Consider the following 17,761-nt stretch of genomic DNA (forward strand, 5'->3'; position numbering starts at 1 on the left):
AACATGATCAGATCGATGTGGATGGCCGTCACCGCGGCCGCCTTGCTCGCCGGCAGTCAGTTGGCCGGCGCCGCGGTATCCGCCGACGAGGCGGGGAAATTGAAGACCACTTTCACGCCGCTCGGCGCCGAGCGAGCCGCAAACAAGGACGGGTCGATCCCGGTATGGGACGGCAAGGGGGTCGGGACGGTCGCCGGCGCGAAGCTCGGCGACATCCCGACCGATCTCTTCGCCGCCGAGAAGCCGTCGCTGCAAATCACCGCGGCGAACATGGCGCAGCACCTCGACAAGCTCAGCGAGGGTACGCAGGCGCTGCTGAAGAAGTACCCGGACACCTTCCGCGTCGAGGTGTACCCGACGCATCGCACCGCGGCCGCGCCGCAGGCGGTCTACGACGCGGTGTTCAGGAACGCGTCGCAGTGCAGGATCAAGGATGACGGCGGCCTCGAAGGCTGTTTCGGCGGAACGCCGTTTCCGATTCCGAAAGACGGGCGCGAAGCGCTGATGAACCATCTGATGCGCCTGATGCCCGAATCGACCGAACACGGCTTCAACAACGTCGTCGTCAATGCCGACGGGTCGCGCACGATCGCCTCGCGCGCGGACTACTTCAATCAGTACCCGCACATGGCGAAAGACGGCAGCGCCGAAAAATGGTCGGGCGAGTATTTCCTCGGCCGTCTGCAGCAGACGGCGCCGCCGTTCAAGGCGGGCGAGGCGCTCGCGCTGCGCGACAGCACCGACGCGAAGAGTCCGCGCACGGTGTGGCAGTACCTCGTCGGCCAGCGGCGCGTGCGCCGGGCACCGACGGTGTGCTGCGACACGCCGGACTTCGTCGCCTCGGGTGCCAACTACTTCGACGAGGTCGAGGGGCTGTCGCCGCCGATCGACCGGCACGAATGGAAGCTCGTCGGCAAGGCAGAGATGTACGTGCCGTACAACAACAACCGCTTCTACGGCGCCTCGCTCGACGATGCCTTCAGCGGCCATCATTTGAATTCGGGCAAGCTGCGCTGGGAATTGCACCGCGTCTGGATCGTCGAGGGCAACGTCGCGGCCGGCAAGCGGCACGCGGTTCCGAAGCGCCGCTATTACCTCGACGAGGATACGTGGCTGATCCTGATGTCGGACGGATTCGATGCCAACGGCAAGCTCTGGCGCACCGCCCAGGGCATCGCCTTCGCCTTGCCGTCGTTGCCGTCGGTGATCCGCAAGACCGACGCCGTCTATAACCTGCAGGCGAATTCGCTGAGCGTCGTGCAGTTGCTCAACGGCGAATATTTCCGCGTGGTTGCGCCCAAGCCGGACGCCTACTTCACCGGTGACGCGATTGCGGCCGACGCCGCGCGATAGCGATGCGCCCAATTGGCGCATCGCCGGTGGGCGGACGGAAGTCCTTCGTCCGCTGGCCCCGAATTTTCCCGGAGCGGCGATGATGAAATACGCGTACAGAAGCCTTGTCCTTGCAGCAATCTGCATGCTCGGCCCGGTCTGTCCCGCTGGTGCAGGTGGGGGCACAGCTGCGACCGCCAGTCAGGACTTGCTGGACCGGCCCGCCGAGACGAGCGGCCGCGCGGCGAAGTACGTGCTGCTCGCGGCGGCGCGCGCCGGGCGCCGTCTGGTGGCGGTGGGCGAGCAAGGGATCGTTCTGCTCTCCGACGACGATGGCGAGCGGTGGCGGCAGGCGAAGGTTCCGACCAGCGTGACGCTGACGAAGGTCTGCTTCGTGTCGCCGGGCAGGGGCTGGGCGGTCGGCCATGGCGGCGTCGTGCTCGCGAGCCGCGACGGGGGGGAAACCTGGGTCCGGCAGTTCGACGGGCGCGAGGCCGCACAGCGCGAGCTGGAGGCTGCGAAAGCCGCGGCGGCGCAGGGCGAGGCGTCCGCCAACAGGCGCCTGCGCGAAGCCGCGCGTCTGCTCGACGAGGGGCCTGACAAGCCACTGCTAGACGTCTGGTTCGCGGACGAGAACAACGGACTGGTCGTCGGCGCATACGGGGCGATCTTCGCGACCGGCGACGGCGGAAACAGCTGGCGCCCGCTGCGACATCTGCTCGATGACGCGAAGGGCAGGCACTTGTACAGCATTCACGTTGCGGGGCGGGACCTCTATATCGCGGGTGAGCAGGGCGCGCTCTACCACTCGGCTGACGGTGCGAAGAGCTTCACTGCGATCCGCACGCCCTACGTCGGGACCCTGTTCGGTGCAGTGAGTGCCGGCGACGGCGCGCTGGTCGTCTTCGGGCTGCGCGGCAACGCGTACCGCTCGGGCGACGGTGGCGCGAGCTGGCACAAGATCGATCTCGCGCAGCCGGTAACGGTGAGCGCGGGCGCCCGTCTGGCCGACGGGTCTCTCGTGCTGGTCGACGAGACCGGCCGCGTGCTGCGCAGTGACGACGGAGGACTGCGCTTTTCGCCAGTGAATGTGCCACAGCCTTCGCCGTTTGCCGGCGTCGTACAGGCTGCCGACGGCAGCCTCGTACTCCCCGGTGCGCGCGGGCTCACGCGCGTGCCGCTTTCGACCGCGTTGCTGGAGCGAAACAAATGAGTATCGAGACCCCCCTGGCGGAGCATCCCGTCATCCGCAGCCTCGCGGACTTCGATCGCAGGTCGGGTTCGCTCGCCGAACGGGTGCTGTTCAACAACCGCGTGGCGGTCGTCGTGCTGTGCGTCATCGTCACCGTCGTGCTCGGCTACCAGGCGCTTGGCCTCAGGCTCAACGCCGGTTTCGAGAAGATGATTCCGACGAAGCACCCGTACATCATCAACTACCTCGAGAACCGGGGGCAGCTCGCGGGGCTCGGCAATACGCTACGCATCGCCGTCGAGGCGAAGACGGGCACGGTCTTCGATGCCGACTATCTCGATACACTGCGCAAGATCAACGACGAGCTCTTTCTCTACCCCGGCGTTGACCGCCCGTACATGAAGTCGCTGTGGACGCCGGCGACGCGCTGGACCGGAGTCACCGAGGAGGGGCTCGACGGCGGTCCGGTGATTCCGGACGACTACGACGGCTCGCCGGCGAGCCTCGAGCAGGTGCGCGTGAACGTAGAGCGTTCGGGCGAGATCGGGCAGCTCGTGGCGGCGAACTTCCGCTCGACCGTCATCCTCGTGCCGCTGCAGGAGACCGACGCCGAAACCGGCCAGCGCATCGACTACCACGACTACTCGCAGCGTCTCGAACGGCTGCGCCAGCAGTACGAGTCGGACGCGATCGGCATCCACATCACCGGCTTCGCCAAGGTGGTCGGCGACCTGATCGACGGCCTGCAGCAGGTGCTGCTGTTCTTCGCCGCCGCGGTCGCGATCTGCACGACGGTGCTGTACTGGTACACGCGCTGCGTCCGCAGCACGCTGCTGGTCGTCGCATGCTCGTGCGTCGCCGTCGTCTGGCTGCTTGGACTGCTGCCGACGCTCGGCTTCGAACTCGACCCGTATTCGGTCCTCGTGCCCTTCCTCGTGTTCGCCATCGGCATGAGCCACGGCGCGCAGAAGATGAACGGCGTGATGCAGGACATCGGGCGCGGCACGCACCGGCTGGTCGCGGCGCGTTTCACGTTCCGGCGCCTGTTTCTCGCCGGGTTCACCGCGCTGATGGCCGACGGCGTCGGTTTTGCCGTGTTGATGGTCATCGACATCCAGGTCATCCGCGATCTCGCGGTGACCGCGAGCATCGGCATGGCCGCGCTGATTCTGACGAACCTAGTGCTGATCCCGATCCTGCTGTCGTACACCGGGGTGAGCGCCGCCGCCGCGCAGCGCAGCCTCAATGCCGAAAGGTCTGACGAACGGGATACGCGGTACGCAAAGCACAGGTTCTGGGCCTTCCTGGATCTCTTTACCGGCCGCCGCTGGGCCGGAGTCGCCATCGTCGCTGCGGCGGTCCTCGGGGTGGCCGGCTTTGCCGTGAGCCTGCAGCTCAAGATCGGCGACACCGATCCGGGTGCGCCGGAGCTGCGTCCGAACTCGCGCTACAACCGCGACAACGCCTTCATGGTCGCCAACTACGCGGCGAGCAGCGATACCTACGTCATCATGGTGAAGACGCCGCAATTCCACTGCGCCCATTACGACACGCTGCTCGAGGTCGCGGCGCTCGAATGGCGGCTGCAGCAGCTGCCCGGCGTCGAGGCGACGAATTCGTTGGCGGCGCTGGCGAAGCGCGCCGCCGTGGGCATGAACGAAGGCAGCCTCAAGTGGTACGAAATCCCGCGCTCGCAGGACATGCTCAACACCATCATCATGCGGGCACCGCGCGAACTGTTCAACCAGAACTGCGACTTGCTGACGCTCTACGTGTCACTCAAGGATCACAAGGCCGACACGCTCGACGCGGTCGTGCAGACCTTCGAGACCTTCGCCGCACAGCACAACAAGGCCGAGGTTCGTTTCCTGTCGGCGGCGGGGAACGCCGGCATCGAGGCGGCGACGAACATCGTCGTCAAGCGCGCCAACGTCGAGATGGTGCTGCTCGTCTATCTCGCGGTGGTCGTGCTCGCGTTCATCACGTTCCGCTCATGGCGGGCGGTGATCTGCGCGGTGCTGCCGCTGATGCTGACATCGGCATTGTGCGAGGCGCTGATGGTGTATCTGAACATCGGCGTCAAGGTCGCGACGCTGCCGGTGATCGCGCTCGGCGTGGGCATCGGCGTCGATTACGCGCTGTACGTGCTGACCGTGACGCTCGCGCGGCTGCGCGAGGGCATGACGCTGTCGGCCGCGTACTACAAGGCGCTGCTCTTCACCGGCCGCGTCGTCGTGCTGACCGGTATCACGCTCGGCCTCGCGGTGGCGACCTGGACGTTCTCGCCGATCAAGTTCCAGGCCGATATGGGCATCCTGCTCGCCTTCATGTTCGTCTGGAACATGCTCGGCGCATTGATCCTGTTGCCGGCGCTGGCGTGCTTCCTGCTCGCACCGGCGGCAGCCGCGCAGCGCGAGGAAGAGTCCGCGCTGCTCGTGCCGAATCCGGCGCTCTAGAACCGGCGCGGCGTCGCGCCAGCGCGAATGGCAACCCTGACGATGAAACTGAGGTCGATGATGGTCAAAGAAGGCGATCTGCTGTGGACTCCCGATGCCGGGTGGCTCGAACACGCGAATGTCACAGCTTTCATGAACTGGCTGCGCGCGACACGCGGCCGCGATTTCGCGGATTACGATGCGCTGTGGCGCTGGTCGGTCGACGATCTCGAAGGCTTCTGGGGCGCGCTGTGGGAGTATTTCGCGCTCGAGTCGTCGGCGCCCGTCGCGCGCGTCCTCGGCCGCCGCACGATGCCCGGTGCGGAGTGGTTTCCCGGTGCGCGGCTCAACTACGCACAGCATGTGCTGCGCCGCGAGCGGCCCGGCAGCGACGCGCTGATGTTCCTCGGCGAGACCGTGCCGCTGTCGGCGATGCGCTGGGAGGACCTGGCCGGTCAGGTACGCGTGCTTGCGACCCGCCTGCGTGCCTGGGGCATCGGACCCGGTGACCGTGTCGCGGCCTATCTGCCGAACATCCCGCAGGCGATCGTCGCACTGCTCGCGACGACCGCCGTCGGCGCCGTCTGGGCGAGCTGCTCGCCCGATTTCGGCTCGCGTGGCGTGCTCGACCGGCTCACGCAGCTTTCGCCCAAGGTGCTGTTCTGTGTCGACGGTTACCGCTACGGCGGCAAGGCGTTCGACCGCCGCGGCGAACTCGCCGAGATCGCCGGCGCGCTCGACAGCGTCAACCACATCGTCTATCTGCCCAACCTCGATCCACAGGCGCCGCTGCCGGCCGATGCCCGCGCGGTGCGCTGGAATGTGCTGCTCGACCACCCGCCGGTGCCGGCCGACGGGTTCGAGTTCGCGCAGGTGCCTTTCGGGCATCCGCTGTGGATCCTCTTCTCGTCGGGCACGACGGGGCTGCCCAAGGCGATCGTCCATAGCCACGGCGGCATCCTGCTCGAGATGATGAAGCTGCTGCACTTCCATATGGACATCCACCCCGGCGAGCGGACGTTCTTCTTCACCACGACAGGCTGGATGATGTGGAACGTGGTGGCCAGCTCGCTGCTCGTCGGTGCGTGTCCGGTGCTCTACGACGGCAATCCCGCGTACCCCGAGCCCGATGTGCTGTGGAAGATGGCGCAGGACTCGCGCGCGGCGTTCTTCGGCGCCAGTCCGACCTACGTCGACATCATGGCGAAGGCGGGCATCGTGCCCGGCGCGAAATACGACCTGTCGGCGCTGCGTGCGATCATGCCGGCCGGTTCGCCGGTGTCGCCCGAATGCACCGCGTGGTTCTACGACAACGTCAAGAAGGATCTGTGGGTCGCGACCGGCAGCGGCGGCACCGATTGCTGCACCGGTTTCGTCGGCGGGGTGCCGACGCTGCCGGTGTACGCCGGGGAGATCCAGGCGCGCTCGCTCGGCGTCGCAGCCGCGGCGTACAACGACGCGGGGGAATCCGTCGTCGACGAGGTCGGCGAGCTCGTCATCACCGCACCGTTGCCGTCGATGCCGGTCGGCTTCTGGAACGACGACGGCGACGCGCGCTATCGGGAATCCTACTTCGACACCTTGCCCGGCGTGTGGCGGCATGGCGACTTCTTCCGCGTCAACGCGCGCGGCGGCTGCTTCGTGCTCGGGCGCTCGGATGCGACGCTGAACCGCCAGGGCGTGCGCATCGGCACCGCGGAAATCTATCGTGCGCTCGCGCAGCTGCCGGAGATCGACGGTGCGCTGATCGTCAATCTCGACCTGCCTGGCGGCAGGTTCTTCATGCCCCTGTTCGTGAAGCTTGCGGACGGTGTCGAGCTCGACACCGGCGTCGAGCGGCGCATCGGCGAGCGTTTGCGCCGGGAATATACGCCGCGCCACGTGCCCGACCGCATCATCGCGGTCCCGGCGATCCCGATGACGCTGACCGGAAAGAAAATGGAGGTGCCGGTCCGCAAGATCCTGCTCGGGATTCCCGTCGAGCAAGCTGCCAACCGCAACGCCATGGCCGATCCGCGGGCGCTCGATGCCTTCGTCCACTACGCGAGAACGCAGCGCGATTACGCCACGGCATGATTTTCGCGTCGTCGCCGCAGGCCCGCCCCGCGACCGCCATCGCCACCGCCAACTGACATAAGATCTGCAACGGGAGCCGAGATGGATCGAATGCAAGACAGGGGGGTGGTGGTGGAGACAACAAAAAGAACGACGGTGGATCCACACGAGGCCCAATCAGGGATCGAGGATCTCGCGTCGCGGCTGCGCTTCGAATTCACCGAGGGCAACATCTGGCTCGGCGAGGAACGCATGATCCTCCTGCACATGAAGGCCTTCGGCAGTCTGCGCAAGGAGCTCGCCGATACGCTCGGCGTGGAGCGAGCACGTGGGCTGCTGACGCGCATGGGCTATGCGGCAGGCATGTGCGACGCCGAGCTCGTGCGCAAGCTCTACCCCGACGTGCCGGACCCCGAGATCGTCCGCAAGGGGCCGATGCTGCACACGCTCGAAGGCTTCGTCAAGGTGGATCCTGTAATCATCGACGCCGACATTGCGAAGGGTACGTATTACTCGGAAGTCATCTGGTCGAACTCGTTCGAGGGCGAAGCGCACCGGCAGATCTTCGGTGTCGAGCCGGGACCGACGGGCTGGATGCAACAGGGCTACGCCACCGGCTACGTCAGCGGCATCATGCGGACCTTCGTCCTGTTCAGGGAAGTCGAGGTCCATGCGGACCATTCGCGGCTACTCGGCAAGCCGCTGAAGGACTGGGCACCCGCCGAAGTCGAGGAGTCGCTGAAGTACTTCCATCCGGATGCGATCGCCGACCAGATCCTGCAGCTGCAGGAGCAGGTGCAGGGGCTGCGCTACTCGATCGAGGAAAGCCTCGAGACGAGCGATCTCGTCGGTGCGTCGCCGGCGTTCATGACCGCGTGGTCGTTGATCCAGAGGGCGGCAGCCAGCCAGATCACGGTCCTGCTGCTGGGTGAGACGGGCGTCGGCAAGGAGGTGTTCGCGCGGGCGCTGCACAAGGCGAGCGGACGCGCCAACGGCTCCTTCGTCGCGGTGAACTGCGGGGCCCTGCCCGAGCAACTGATCGAGGCCGAGCTCTTCGGCGTCGAGAAGGGTGCCTACACCGGGGCGCACGACTCGCGCCCCGGGCGCTTCGAGCGGGCGCACTGGGGAACGCTGTTCCTCGACGAGGTCTCCGAGTTGAGCGTTTCGGCGCAGACCAAGCTGCTGCGCGTGCTGCAGGAGGGCGAGGTGGAGCGTCTCGGCGACACGAAAGCGCGCAAGGTCGATGTGCGCATCGTGGCTGCGAGCAACATCGATCTGAAGGAAGCGGTGGAGCAGGGTCGGTTCCGCAAGGATCTGTTCTACCGGCTCAACATCCTTCCGGTGCAGGTTCCGCCGTTGCGCGAGCGTACGCAGGACATTCCACTGCTGGCCGCGCGCTTCGTCGAGAAGTATTCGGCACGCGAAGGCAAGCGCGTTGCGGGACTGACCGACCGTGCCATGCACGCGCTGATGAGCTATGCCTGGCCCGGCAACGTGCGCGAGCTCGAGAACATGATCGAGCGCGGCGTGCTGCTGGCGCAGAACGGGGAACGGATCGACGTCTCGAACCTGTTTCTCACGCCTCTGCAACCCACTGCGGAGTCGCCCGAGGCGAGCGTGGATCGGCACGGGAAGTTGTCGTCGCGCGCGGATGACGCCGTCCGCACATTCGTCGATCACGCGTTATCGCGCGCGATGCGGCTCGAGGAACTGGAGTCGACGTTCATCGACGCGGCTCTGGAACGGGCGGGGGGCAATGTCAGTGCTGCGGCCCGCATGCTCGGAATGACGCGTGCACAGTTGCGCTACCGTCTGAAGAGTCGGAGCGCGGACGCACCGGATTAGCCGGCCACGCCTGACGAGGGTGGATCAAATGAGCCAGTCGCGGGTGATGGGTGGTTGTGGCGATCCATGGTGAATCCCGCCCGGCTATCCCTGAAGCGCCAGAAACTCGACGAAACAAAGAGATAGACGTGTGGCACGTGGATTGCTAAGAAATTGCCACAACGAGCGGAGCCGAAGAAGCGACCGCCAATAATGAGACCACACCGAAGGAGAATCGACCGTGATTAGACTGCTGATCGCCGATGATCATTTCGTCGTCCGCGAGGGTTTGAAAATGGTGCTGTCGGGCATGCGCGAGGTCGTCATCGCCGGCGAAGCGACGTGCGGCGGCGAGGTGCTGACCGCCATCCGGCGCCGCGACATCAATCTCGTGCTGCTCGACATCTCGATGCCGGGCGTGTCGGGCATCGAACTGATCAAGCGTATCAAGAGCGAACGTCCGCAGCTATCGATCCTGGTCCTGAGCATGCACGGCGAGGCGCAGCTCGCGGCCAAGGCGCTGCAGATCGGCGCATCGGGCTACATCACGAAAGGCCGCGGCGCGGACACGCTGGCCGAGGCGATCCGCAAGGTCGCGAGCGGGCTCAAATACATCGATCCGGATCTCGCCGAAAAGATCATCTTCGACGTTCGCGTGCCGACGGAGTCGGTCCAGGAGCAGCTGACCGGCCGTGAGGCGCAGGTGCTGCAGATGCTGCACGTGGGCAAGACGGTGACCGGCATCGCGCACGAGCTGGCGCTGAGTCCGAAGACGGTCAGCACGCACAAGATCCGCATCATGCAAAAGCTCAACTGCCACAACAACGCCGAGCTGCTGCGCTATTCGACGGACGGGGCGATGTCGGCAGCGTTCTGAGAAATGGAGCCCGTGGGCAAGACCGCTGCCCCAGTCGATGCCGATACGCTGCGCTTCAAGTACGACCAGGCCTTCGACAGGTGGATCAAGCGCTCGCAGGACCTTTTCGTGCTGTTCGGATGCGATTTCCGCGTCACCTACGCAAATCCGACTTTCTGCCGGACTTTCGGCGTCGCCCCCGAGGTGCTGCGCGAGGCCGGGTTCGACGGCCTCGGCCTCGCGCCGGATATGGCGGCCGTCTGGCGCATGTTGTTGCAGAAAGCGCTCGACGAAAGGCACGAGCACGTCGAGGAGCTGTCGCTGCCGACTCGCAACGGCGTGCGCTGCTACCGGTTGCGCATCGTTCCCGAGCTGCGTGTCGACGGTGAGGTCGAGGCGCTGTGGGTCGCCGGGCAGGACATCACCGAGATCCGCGGTACGGAGAGCGTGCTCGGCGAGACCGAGGCGCGTTTCAACGCAGTCGCCGCGAACGTCCCCGGCCTTGTCTTCCAGTTGTCGCTGCGCAAGCTCGACCGGTCGGTGGAGTTTCATTACGTCAGCGAGGGCGCCACCGCGCTGTGCGGTATCGCCCCCGAGCGCATCACGCTCGCTCCGGGCGAGTTCGTCGAGCTCATCCACCCCGACGACCGGGAAGCGTTCTTCCAGTCGATGCGCCTGTCGCTCAAGACGCTCGCGAACTGGACGTGGGAGGGGCGCCTGTCGGGCGGGCTGCGCGGCGAGCGCTGGGTGATCCTGCACGCGACGCCGCGTCGCGGGAACACGTGCAGCACGCTGTGGGACGGCATCATGCTCGACGTCACCGACAGCCGGCGCAACGCCGAGAAGCTGCGTCAGTCGGAAGAGTTCCTGCGCGATCTTTGCGTGCGTGTGGCGACCGTGCGCGAAGAGGAGAAGCAGGCGATCGCGCACGAAATTCACGACGAGCTCGGGCAGCTGCTGACGGCGCTGAAGCTGGACCTCTCGTGGATGCGCGAGAGCGACGGACTGACGCCGATCGTTCGGTCCAAGGTGCAGCGCATGGAAAGCCTCACCGACGACATCCTGCACCGCGTCCGTGACATCGCCAGCACGCTGCGGCCGAAGGTGCTCGACCTGGGGCTGGCGGCGGCAATCGAGTGGCTGGCACAGGAATTCACGTACCGGACCGGCGCGGCCTGCCGTCTCGTGCTCGACGGCCTCGATCTGTGCGACGGGCTCGACGGCGCAAGGACGACGGCGATTTTCCGCATCGTGCAGGAGTCGCTGACCAATGTCGCGCGTCATGCGCATGCGCGGCGGGTCGACATTTCGTTCGCCGCATGCGGAGCGGGGCTGCGGCTCGAGATCCGCGACGACGGTGCCGGGTTCGATCCGGAAGCGGTGCAGGTCAGCGGGATCGGGCTGAGCGGCATACGGGAGCGCGCGGTCATTCTCGGCGCCGAGTTGCGCATCGACTCCGCGGCCAAGGCCGGCACGACGCTCGAGGTGGTAATCCCCGCTGCATCCTTGCGGCCGCCGGACACGCGCAAGGCGGCGCACCCGGCGAAGCGGAAGCGGGCGGCAAGGCGGCTTCGGGACGGCGGCGCGGCGGCCTGAGCCGTCGCGGGCGTTCGCGAGGCGCGGGACTTCTCATCCCCGAGCACTGGATCGCGCGGCAGATGCGCCGCGGCGGCATTTGCGGGCGGCTTGTCCGGCAATGTCGCCTGCATATGAACGCCCTTCGGATGCATAGGAAATTTCCGAGTCCGGCCTTCAGCGCTATCCGATCCGAAAGTCGGAATTCCGACTACAAAGAATCCGCCTTTTCCGATTTTTTGCGTCTGGCCTCATCCCTATAGTGGTTCGTACCGACAGCGAATGCGCTGTTCGCGGCAAATCACGGACCGGGAGGTGTCATGGCAGGACGTCTGGATGGAAAGGTGGCGATCGTGACCGGCGGCGGCGCCGGCATTGGTCGAAAGTTCTGTGTCGGGCTGGCATCGGAGGGGGCGCGCGTCGTCGTCGCGGACGTGGGTGACGTGTCCGGGACGCTTGCCGAAGTCGATGCGGCGCGAGGCACCGCGACCGGCGTTCGCGCGGACGTCTCAGATCCCGCCGATGTTGCGCGTCTGGTGAGGCACGCACTCGACACCTGCGGCCGCGTTGACGTTCTCGTCAATAACGCCGGCATCTATCCGACGCGGCCGATCGAGCAGATGAGCCTCGAGGAGTGGCGCAAGGTCATGGCCGTCAATCTCGACGGCGTCTTCCTGTGTGCGAAGGAAGTCATTCCGCACATGAAGCGCCAGGGTGGCGGGCGCATCGTCAATATGAGCTCGACGACCTTCTTCATGGGCGTGCCGAATTTCTGCCACTACGTCGCGAGCAAGGGCGGCGTGGTGGGGTTCACGCGCGGGCTTGCCGGCGAGGTCGGCGAGTTCGGCATCACGGTGAATTGCATCGCGCCAGGGCTCACGAAGACCGACAGCGTCGAGGCCTCCCCGGTGATCCGGGAGACCTGGCAGATGCTCGTCGATGCGCAGGCGATCCACCGCAAGCAGGTACCGGACGACCTGCTCGGGCCGCTGCTCTTCCTCGCGTCCGACGATTCCGCGTTCGTGACCGGCCAGACGCTGTGCGTCGACGGCGGCTGGACGCGGCACTGAGGCCCGGGCCGATCTTTCGTCAGTCAGGAGACGGATGCAATGGATGAACGTGTGAAAACGGGTGCGGCCGCGAACGGCGCGTCGACGGTCGACGCGGGGCGGCGCAACTTTCTCAAGGGTAGCGGCGGGCTGGGCCTGTCGCTGTCGCTGCCGTCGTTCGCGACGGCGTTGGCGCCCGGCTTCGTCGGCGAGGCGCTGGCGGGGACCAAGGTGCCGGCCTACGCGAAGTGGGAGGACATCTACCGCAACGAATGGAAGTGGGACAAGGTCACCTGGGGCTCGCACCTGAACATCTGCTGGCCCCAGGGTTCGTGCAAGTTCTACGTCTATGTCCGCAACGGCATCGTCTGGCGCGAGGAGCAGGCGGCGCAGACGGCCGCGTGCAACGCCGACTACGTCGATTACAACCCGCTGGGCTGCCAGAAAGGCGCCGCCTTCAACAACAACCTCTACGGCGACGAGCGGATCAAATATCCGCTCAAGCGCGTCGGCGAACGCGGTGAGGGCAAGTGGAAGCGCGTGAGCTGGGACGAGGCGACTGCGGACATCGCCGACGCGATCATCGACGGCCTGGAAAGCCAGGGGTCGGACGCCTTCATCCTCGATTCGCCGCACGTGCATGCGGGCTCGGTCGCCAACTCCGGCGGCTACCGCATGACCTACCTGCTCGACGGCGTGTCGCCGGACAACAACGTCGACATCGGCGATACCTACACGGGGGCGTTCCACACCTTCGGCAAGATGCACATGGGGTATAGCGCGGACAACCTGCTCGACTCCGAACTCATCTTCATGACCTGCAGCAACTGGTCGTACACCTATCCGACCGGTTACCACTTCATGACCGAGGCGCGCTACAAGGGCGCTGAAGTCGTGGTCGTCGCGCCCGACTTCAATCCGACGACCCCGGGCGCGGATATCCACGTGCCGGTCAAGGTGGGGCGCGATGCGGCATTCTGGCTCGGCCTGTGCCAGGTCATGATCGACGAGAAACTCATCGACCGCCAGTTCGTCAGCGAACAGACCGACCTGCCGCTGCTGGTGCGCAGCGACACCGGCAAATTCCTCAGCGCCGCCGACGTCGACGGCGGGCACGCGAAGCAGTTCTACGTCATCGACGAGAAGACCCGGGCGCTACGCCAGGCGCCGCGCGGCACGCTGCGGCAGGACGGCCCGGTGGCGCTCGAAGGGACCTTCAGCGCGAAGCTGCACGACGGCAAGACCGTCGAGGTGCGCCCGGTCTTCCAGCTGATGAAGGATCAGCTCGACAAGGAATTCACCCCCGAGAAGGCCAGCGCGAAGAGCGGCGCGCCGGTCTCGCTGATCCGCGAATTGGGACGCAAGGTCGCGAAAAAGCGCACGTTGAGCTACATCGGCTTCACCGCTGCGAAGAGCTACCACGGCGATCTCTTCGAACGCAGCATGTACCTCGCGATGGCCCTGAGCGGCAATTGGGGCAAGCCGGGCACCGGCTTCTACTCCTGGGCCTATGCCGAGGACAACATGTTCTTCCTCGCCGTGATGAACAAGCCGACGGCGCAGGGCGGCATGAACGAAATGGCCGAGATGCAGAAGTCGTTCCACGAACGACTGAAGAAGGAAGACCCGACCTCCACCGACGAGATGGCCGACATCGAGTTCACGAAGGCGGTGACCGTTGCGATGGGCGCGGTGCCGCCAGCGATGTGGCTGTACAACCACGCCGGCTACGACCAGCTCTACAACAACAAGGCATGGGCGGACCCGTCGCTGAAGACGACTTTCGGCGGCTACCTGAAGGAAGCGATCGACAAGGGTTGGTGGACGAAGGACCACCTGCGGCCGGCGCCGGACAAGACGCCGCAGGTCTATATGATGATTTCGCACAACCCGATCCGGCGCAAACGCAGCGGCGCGAAGCTGTACCCGGAAGTGCTGTTCCCGAAGCTCAAGATGATCTTCGCGATGGAAGTGCGGATGTCGTCGTCGGCGATGTACGCGGACATCGTGCTGCCCTGTGCCTGGTATTACGAGAAGCACGAGATCACCACGCCCTGCAGCGGCAACCCGTTCTTCACCTTCGTCGACCGCGCGGTCGCCCCTCCGGGCGAGTGCAAGGAGGAATGGGAAGGCATGGCGCTGATCCTGAAGAAGGTGGGCGAGCGCGCGAAGGCGAGGGGGCTGACGGAATTCACCGACCACTACGGCAAGAAGCGGCGCTACGACGAGCTGTACAGCAAGTTCGTCATGGACGGTCACCTGCTGACCAACGAGGACTGCGTCAAGGAGATGGTGCAGATCAACGTCGCCGCCGACGTCTTCCCGAAGGGCTACACGTACGAGAAGTTGCGTAAGGAAGGTCAGGTCAAGTTCACGAGCCTCGGCCAGTCGGTCGCGAAGTACGCCTGCGGCAACGAATACGACCCGAACAAGCCCTTCTTCCCGCTGCGCTGGCACGTCGATGACCGGAAGGTGTATCCGACGCACACGCGCCGGGCGCAGTTCTATTTCGATCACGACTGGTACCTGGAGGCCGGCGAGGCGCTGCCGACGCACAAGGATCCCCCGATGATGGGCGGCGACCATCCGTTCCAGATCACCGGCGGGCACCCGCGCGTGAGTATCCATTCGGCGCACCTGACCAACGCCCACCTGTCGCGGCTGCATCGCGGGCAGCCGGTGATGCACATGAACGACCACGATGCGGTGGCGCTCGGCATCAAGGACGGCGAGATGGCGAAGGTGTTCAACGACTTCGCCTCGTGCCAGATCATGGTGCGCACCGCGCCCAACATCCAGCCCAAGCAGTGCGTCGTCTATTTCTGGGAGGCGTACCAGTACAAGGACTGGAAGCCCTACGACATCCTGCTGCTCGGCATCCCGAAGGCACTGCATCTGGCGGGCGGCTACGAGCAGTTCCGCTACTACTACCTCAATGGAAGCCCGGCGCCGGCCACGGACCGCGGTGTCCGCGTGAGCATCGAAAAGGCGTAGTGGTTCCCGGAACCGTCATTGGAGGCAAACATGGCTTACGTGCCAGGCGGCAGCAAGAAAGAACTGCGGAAGGCGGACCGACAACTCGCCACGGTGATCGACCTGAACAAGTGTCTGGGTTGCCAGACCTGTTCGGTCGCCTGCAAGAATCTCTGGACCAAGCGCCCGGGGACCGAACACATGCGTTGGGCGAACGTCACGACCTATCCCGGCAAGGGCTACCCGCGCGACTACGAAAAGAAGGGCGGCGGATTCAGGGACGGCGAGCCGCAGCCGGGAAAGATCCCCTCGGTGATCGATAGCGGCGACAACTTCCAGTTCAACCACAACGAGGTGTACTACGAAGGCAAGGGCCAGAGCGTGCGGCTGCACCCGGTCAGCAACGTGACCGGCAAGGAGCCGGAGTGGGGCTACAACTGGGATGAGGACCAGGGTGGGGGCCAATGGCCCAATCCCTACTTCTTCTACTTCGCCCGCATGTGCAACCACTGCACGAAGCCGGCCTGTCTAGAGGCCTGTCCGACCGGGGCGATCTTCAAGCGCGAGAAGGACGGCATCGTCCTCATCGACCAGGACCGCTGCAAGGGCCACCGCCACTGCGTCGAGGCCTGCCCGTACAAGGCGGTCTACTTCAACCCCGTGGCGCAGAAGAGCGAGAAATGCATCCTCTGCTTCCCGCGCATTGACAAGGGCATCGCCAACGCCTGCAACCGTCAATGCACCGGCCGTGTGCGTGCGTTCGGCTACCTCGACGATCGCGACAGCCAGGTGCACAAGTTGGTGGCCAAGTGGAAGGTCGCGCTGCCGCTGCACGCCGAGTACGGCACCGGCCCGAACGTCTTCTACGTGCCGCCGATGGGCGCACGCGGGTTCGGCTCCGATGGCGAGATCACCGACGGCAGCCGCATTCCGCTCGACGTGCTGGAGGGCCTGTTCGGGCCGGAGGTCAGGCGGGTGCTCGACGTGCTGCGCACCGAGCGGGCAAAGATGAAGGCCGGCCAGGGTTCCGAGCTGATGGACATCCTGATCAGCAAGAAGTGGACGGACCGCTTCGGCGGCTTCACCAACGATCCGCTGACGCAATCCTGACCGCACCGGGAGACAAGAGATGAAAGCGAAACGAATCGACGCGAGCAACGACGCGTTGCTCGATGCGGCCTCGCCGGTGTGGGCGGGAGCCGAGGGCGAAAGTGTGAGCATGGCGCCGACGCCGCTGATGTTGGTGAAAGAGGTGTCGCCGTTTCTTGCGCTGAGCCAGGATCACGGCGCGGTCACGAGCCTGCGGGCGGCCGCGCTGCACAACGGCGGCATGCTGGCGATCCGGCTGCAGTGGGCAGCGCCGAAGCATGATCGGATCGTCGACCTCGACTCCTTCGTCGATGGCGCGGCCGTGATGTTCCCGGTCGTGCGCGGCGCGCCGGCGGCGACGATGGGCGCACGTGGCAAGCCGACCAACGCCTGGTACTGGAAGGCGAACACGCCCGCGCCGTATGAGGTCGTTGCCGAGGGCTTCGCATCGGTGCAGCGGCTCGCGGGCCGCAGCGACCTCAAGGCAGCGGCGCATTACCGCGACGGGCAATGGAACCTCGTGCTCGGGCGTTCGCTCGGCAAGGCCGACGGGCTGGTGAAGCTCGAGGCGGGCGGCAGCACGAAGATCGCCTTCGCGGTGTGGAGTGGCGGCAATTCCGAGCGCTCGGGGCGCAAGTCGTTCTCGGGCGAATTCGTCGATTTCGAGATTCTCAAGTGAGCGTGGATGCCATGAACAGCCCGATCGAGTTGTGTCCCCGTGACGACCGCCGCGCGAGCGCGGCGCGGTCGCAGTTTTACAAGATCCTGAGCGGCGTTTTCAACTATCCGGCGGATGCGGCGCAGTCCGATTTCGTGCGGCGCGGTGCCGCAGAGGCGCTGCGCGATGCAGCCGCCGGGCTGCCGTTTCTCGTTCCGGCTGTCGCGATGCTGGGTGACGCGGGCGGCGGCGACGTCGTCGAGGCCGGCGACGAAGATGTCGCGCTCGCCTACACCAGTCTGTTCGACAACTGCGGCGGCCGTCCGGCGGTGCCGCTGCACGAGAAGGACTATGTGCAGCGCGACACCAAGCAGGTGTGGGAAGAGCTGATCCGCTTCTACGAGCACTTCGGGCTCGGCTACGACCTGAAGGCGAGCGGGGAATGGCCCGATCACCTCGGCACCGAGCTCCAGTTCCTGCACTACCTGACTTTTCTCGAAACCGGCGCGCCCGACGACGCGGCCGGGACCTACGCTGCCGCGGCGGGCGACTTCCTCGAGCGGCATCTGGCGAACTGGGTGCCGAAGTTCGCCGACAACCTCGCCGGCAAGGCGGAAGGCGCGGCCTATGTCGCGCTCGCGCAGGTTCTCGTGCAATTCGTCGCCGGTGAGGTGGAATGGAACCGCAGCCGCCGGGCGCTGCAATAGGCGCGATCCTCGAGTG

Annotated in this window: 12 protein-coding genes; all 12 read left to right on the top strand. The window is 65.8% G+C overall.

The window, feature by feature from the left end; genetic code table 11:
- The first annotated feature begins 3 nt into the window (after positions 1-3).
- The 12 genes from F464_RS0126560 to ebdD all read left to right on the top strand — a co-directional run bounded on the left by F464_RS0126560 (position 4) and on the right by ebdD (position 17,745).
- The gene (locus F464_RS0126560; RefSeq protein WP_018992909.1) at positions 4-1,353 is read left to right on the top strand and encodes a DUF1329 domain-containing protein; all 1,350 of its coding nucleotides are present in this window, start codon (positions 4-6) and stop codon (positions 1,351-1,353) included.
- 124 nt (positions 1,354-1,477) lie between these two features.
- Entirely contained in the window at positions 1,478-2,545 is a 1,068-nt protein-coding gene (locus F464_RS0126565) for a WD40/YVTN/BNR-like repeat-containing protein (RefSeq protein ID WP_084600612.1), read from the top strand.
- Positions 2,542-4,980: an efflux RND transporter permease subunit gene (locus F464_RS0126570; RefSeq protein WP_018992911.1), complete on the top strand. Its 2,439-nt coding sequence runs from the start codon at positions 2,542-2,544 to the stop codon at positions 4,978-4,980. The genes F464_RS0126565 and F464_RS0126570 overlap by 4 nt, the downstream gene beginning before the upstream one ends.
- Positions 4,981-5,037: 57 nt before the next feature.
- Positions 5,038-7,035: an acetoacetate--CoA ligase gene (locus F464_RS0126575; protein WP_018992912.1), complete on the top strand. Its 1,998-nt coding sequence runs from the start codon at positions 5,038-5,040 to the stop codon at positions 7,033-7,035.
- 81 nt (positions 7,036-7,116) lie between these two features.
- Positions 7,117-8,859, top strand: coding sequence for a sigma-54-dependent Fis family transcriptional regulator (locus F464_RS0126580; protein ID WP_232429041.1), 1,743 nt, complete (start codon positions 7,117-7,119; stop codon positions 8,857-8,859).
- A 220-nt stretch (positions 8,860-9,079) separates the two neighbouring features.
- The gene (locus tag F464_RS0126585) at positions 9,080-9,715 is read left to right on the top strand and encodes a response regulator (protein WP_018992914.1); all 636 of its coding nucleotides are present in this window, start codon (positions 9,080-9,082) and stop codon (positions 9,713-9,715) included.
- A 3-nt stretch (positions 9,716-9,718) separates the two neighbouring features.
- Complete coding sequence (locus F464_RS29675) at positions 9,719-11,290, top strand: PAS domain-containing sensor histidine kinase (protein WP_018992915.1); 1,572 nt, start codon at positions 9,719-9,721, stop codon at positions 11,288-11,290.
- A gap of 299 nt (positions 11,291-11,589) precedes the next feature.
- Positions 11,590-12,339 (top strand): SDR family NAD(P)-dependent oxidoreductase, encoded by a 750-nt coding sequence (locus F464_RS0126595; protein ID WP_018992916.1) that lies wholly within the window; start codon positions 11,590-11,592, stop codon positions 12,337-12,339.
- A 39-nt stretch (positions 12,340-12,378) separates the two neighbouring features.
- Entirely contained in the window at positions 12,379-15,312 is a 2,934-nt protein-coding gene (gene ebdA, locus F464_RS0126600; protein ID WP_018992917.1) for an ethylbenzene dehydrogenase subunit alpha, read from the top strand.
- 30 nt (positions 15,313-15,342) lie between these two features.
- Positions 15,343-16,401, top strand: a complete 1,059-nt coding sequence (gene ebdB / locus F464_RS0126605; protein ID WP_018992918.1) for an ethylbenzene dehydrogenase subunit beta — start codon at positions 15,343-15,345, stop codon at positions 16,399-16,401.
- A 19-nt stretch (positions 16,402-16,420) separates the two neighbouring features.
- Positions 16,421-17,059 (top strand): ethylbenzene dehydrogenase subunit gamma, encoded by a 639-nt coding sequence (gene ebdC, locus F464_RS0126610; RefSeq protein WP_018992919.1) that lies wholly within the window; start codon positions 16,421-16,423, stop codon positions 17,057-17,059.
- Entirely contained in the window at positions 17,056-17,745 is a 690-nt protein-coding gene (ebdD, locus tag F464_RS0126615) for an ethylbenzene dehydrogenase subunit delta (protein WP_018992920.1), read from the top strand. Before ebdC ends, ebdD begins: the two co-directional genes overlap by 4 nt.
- Positions 17,746-17,761 lie beyond the last annotated feature (16 nt).

Origin of the sequence: Aromatoleum toluclasticum ATCC 700605 (genome assembly GCF_000378245.1) — a bacterium.
Classification (GTDB): domain Bacteria; phylum Pseudomonadota; class Gammaproteobacteria; order Burkholderiales; family Rhodocyclaceae; genus Aromatoleum; species Aromatoleum toluclasticum.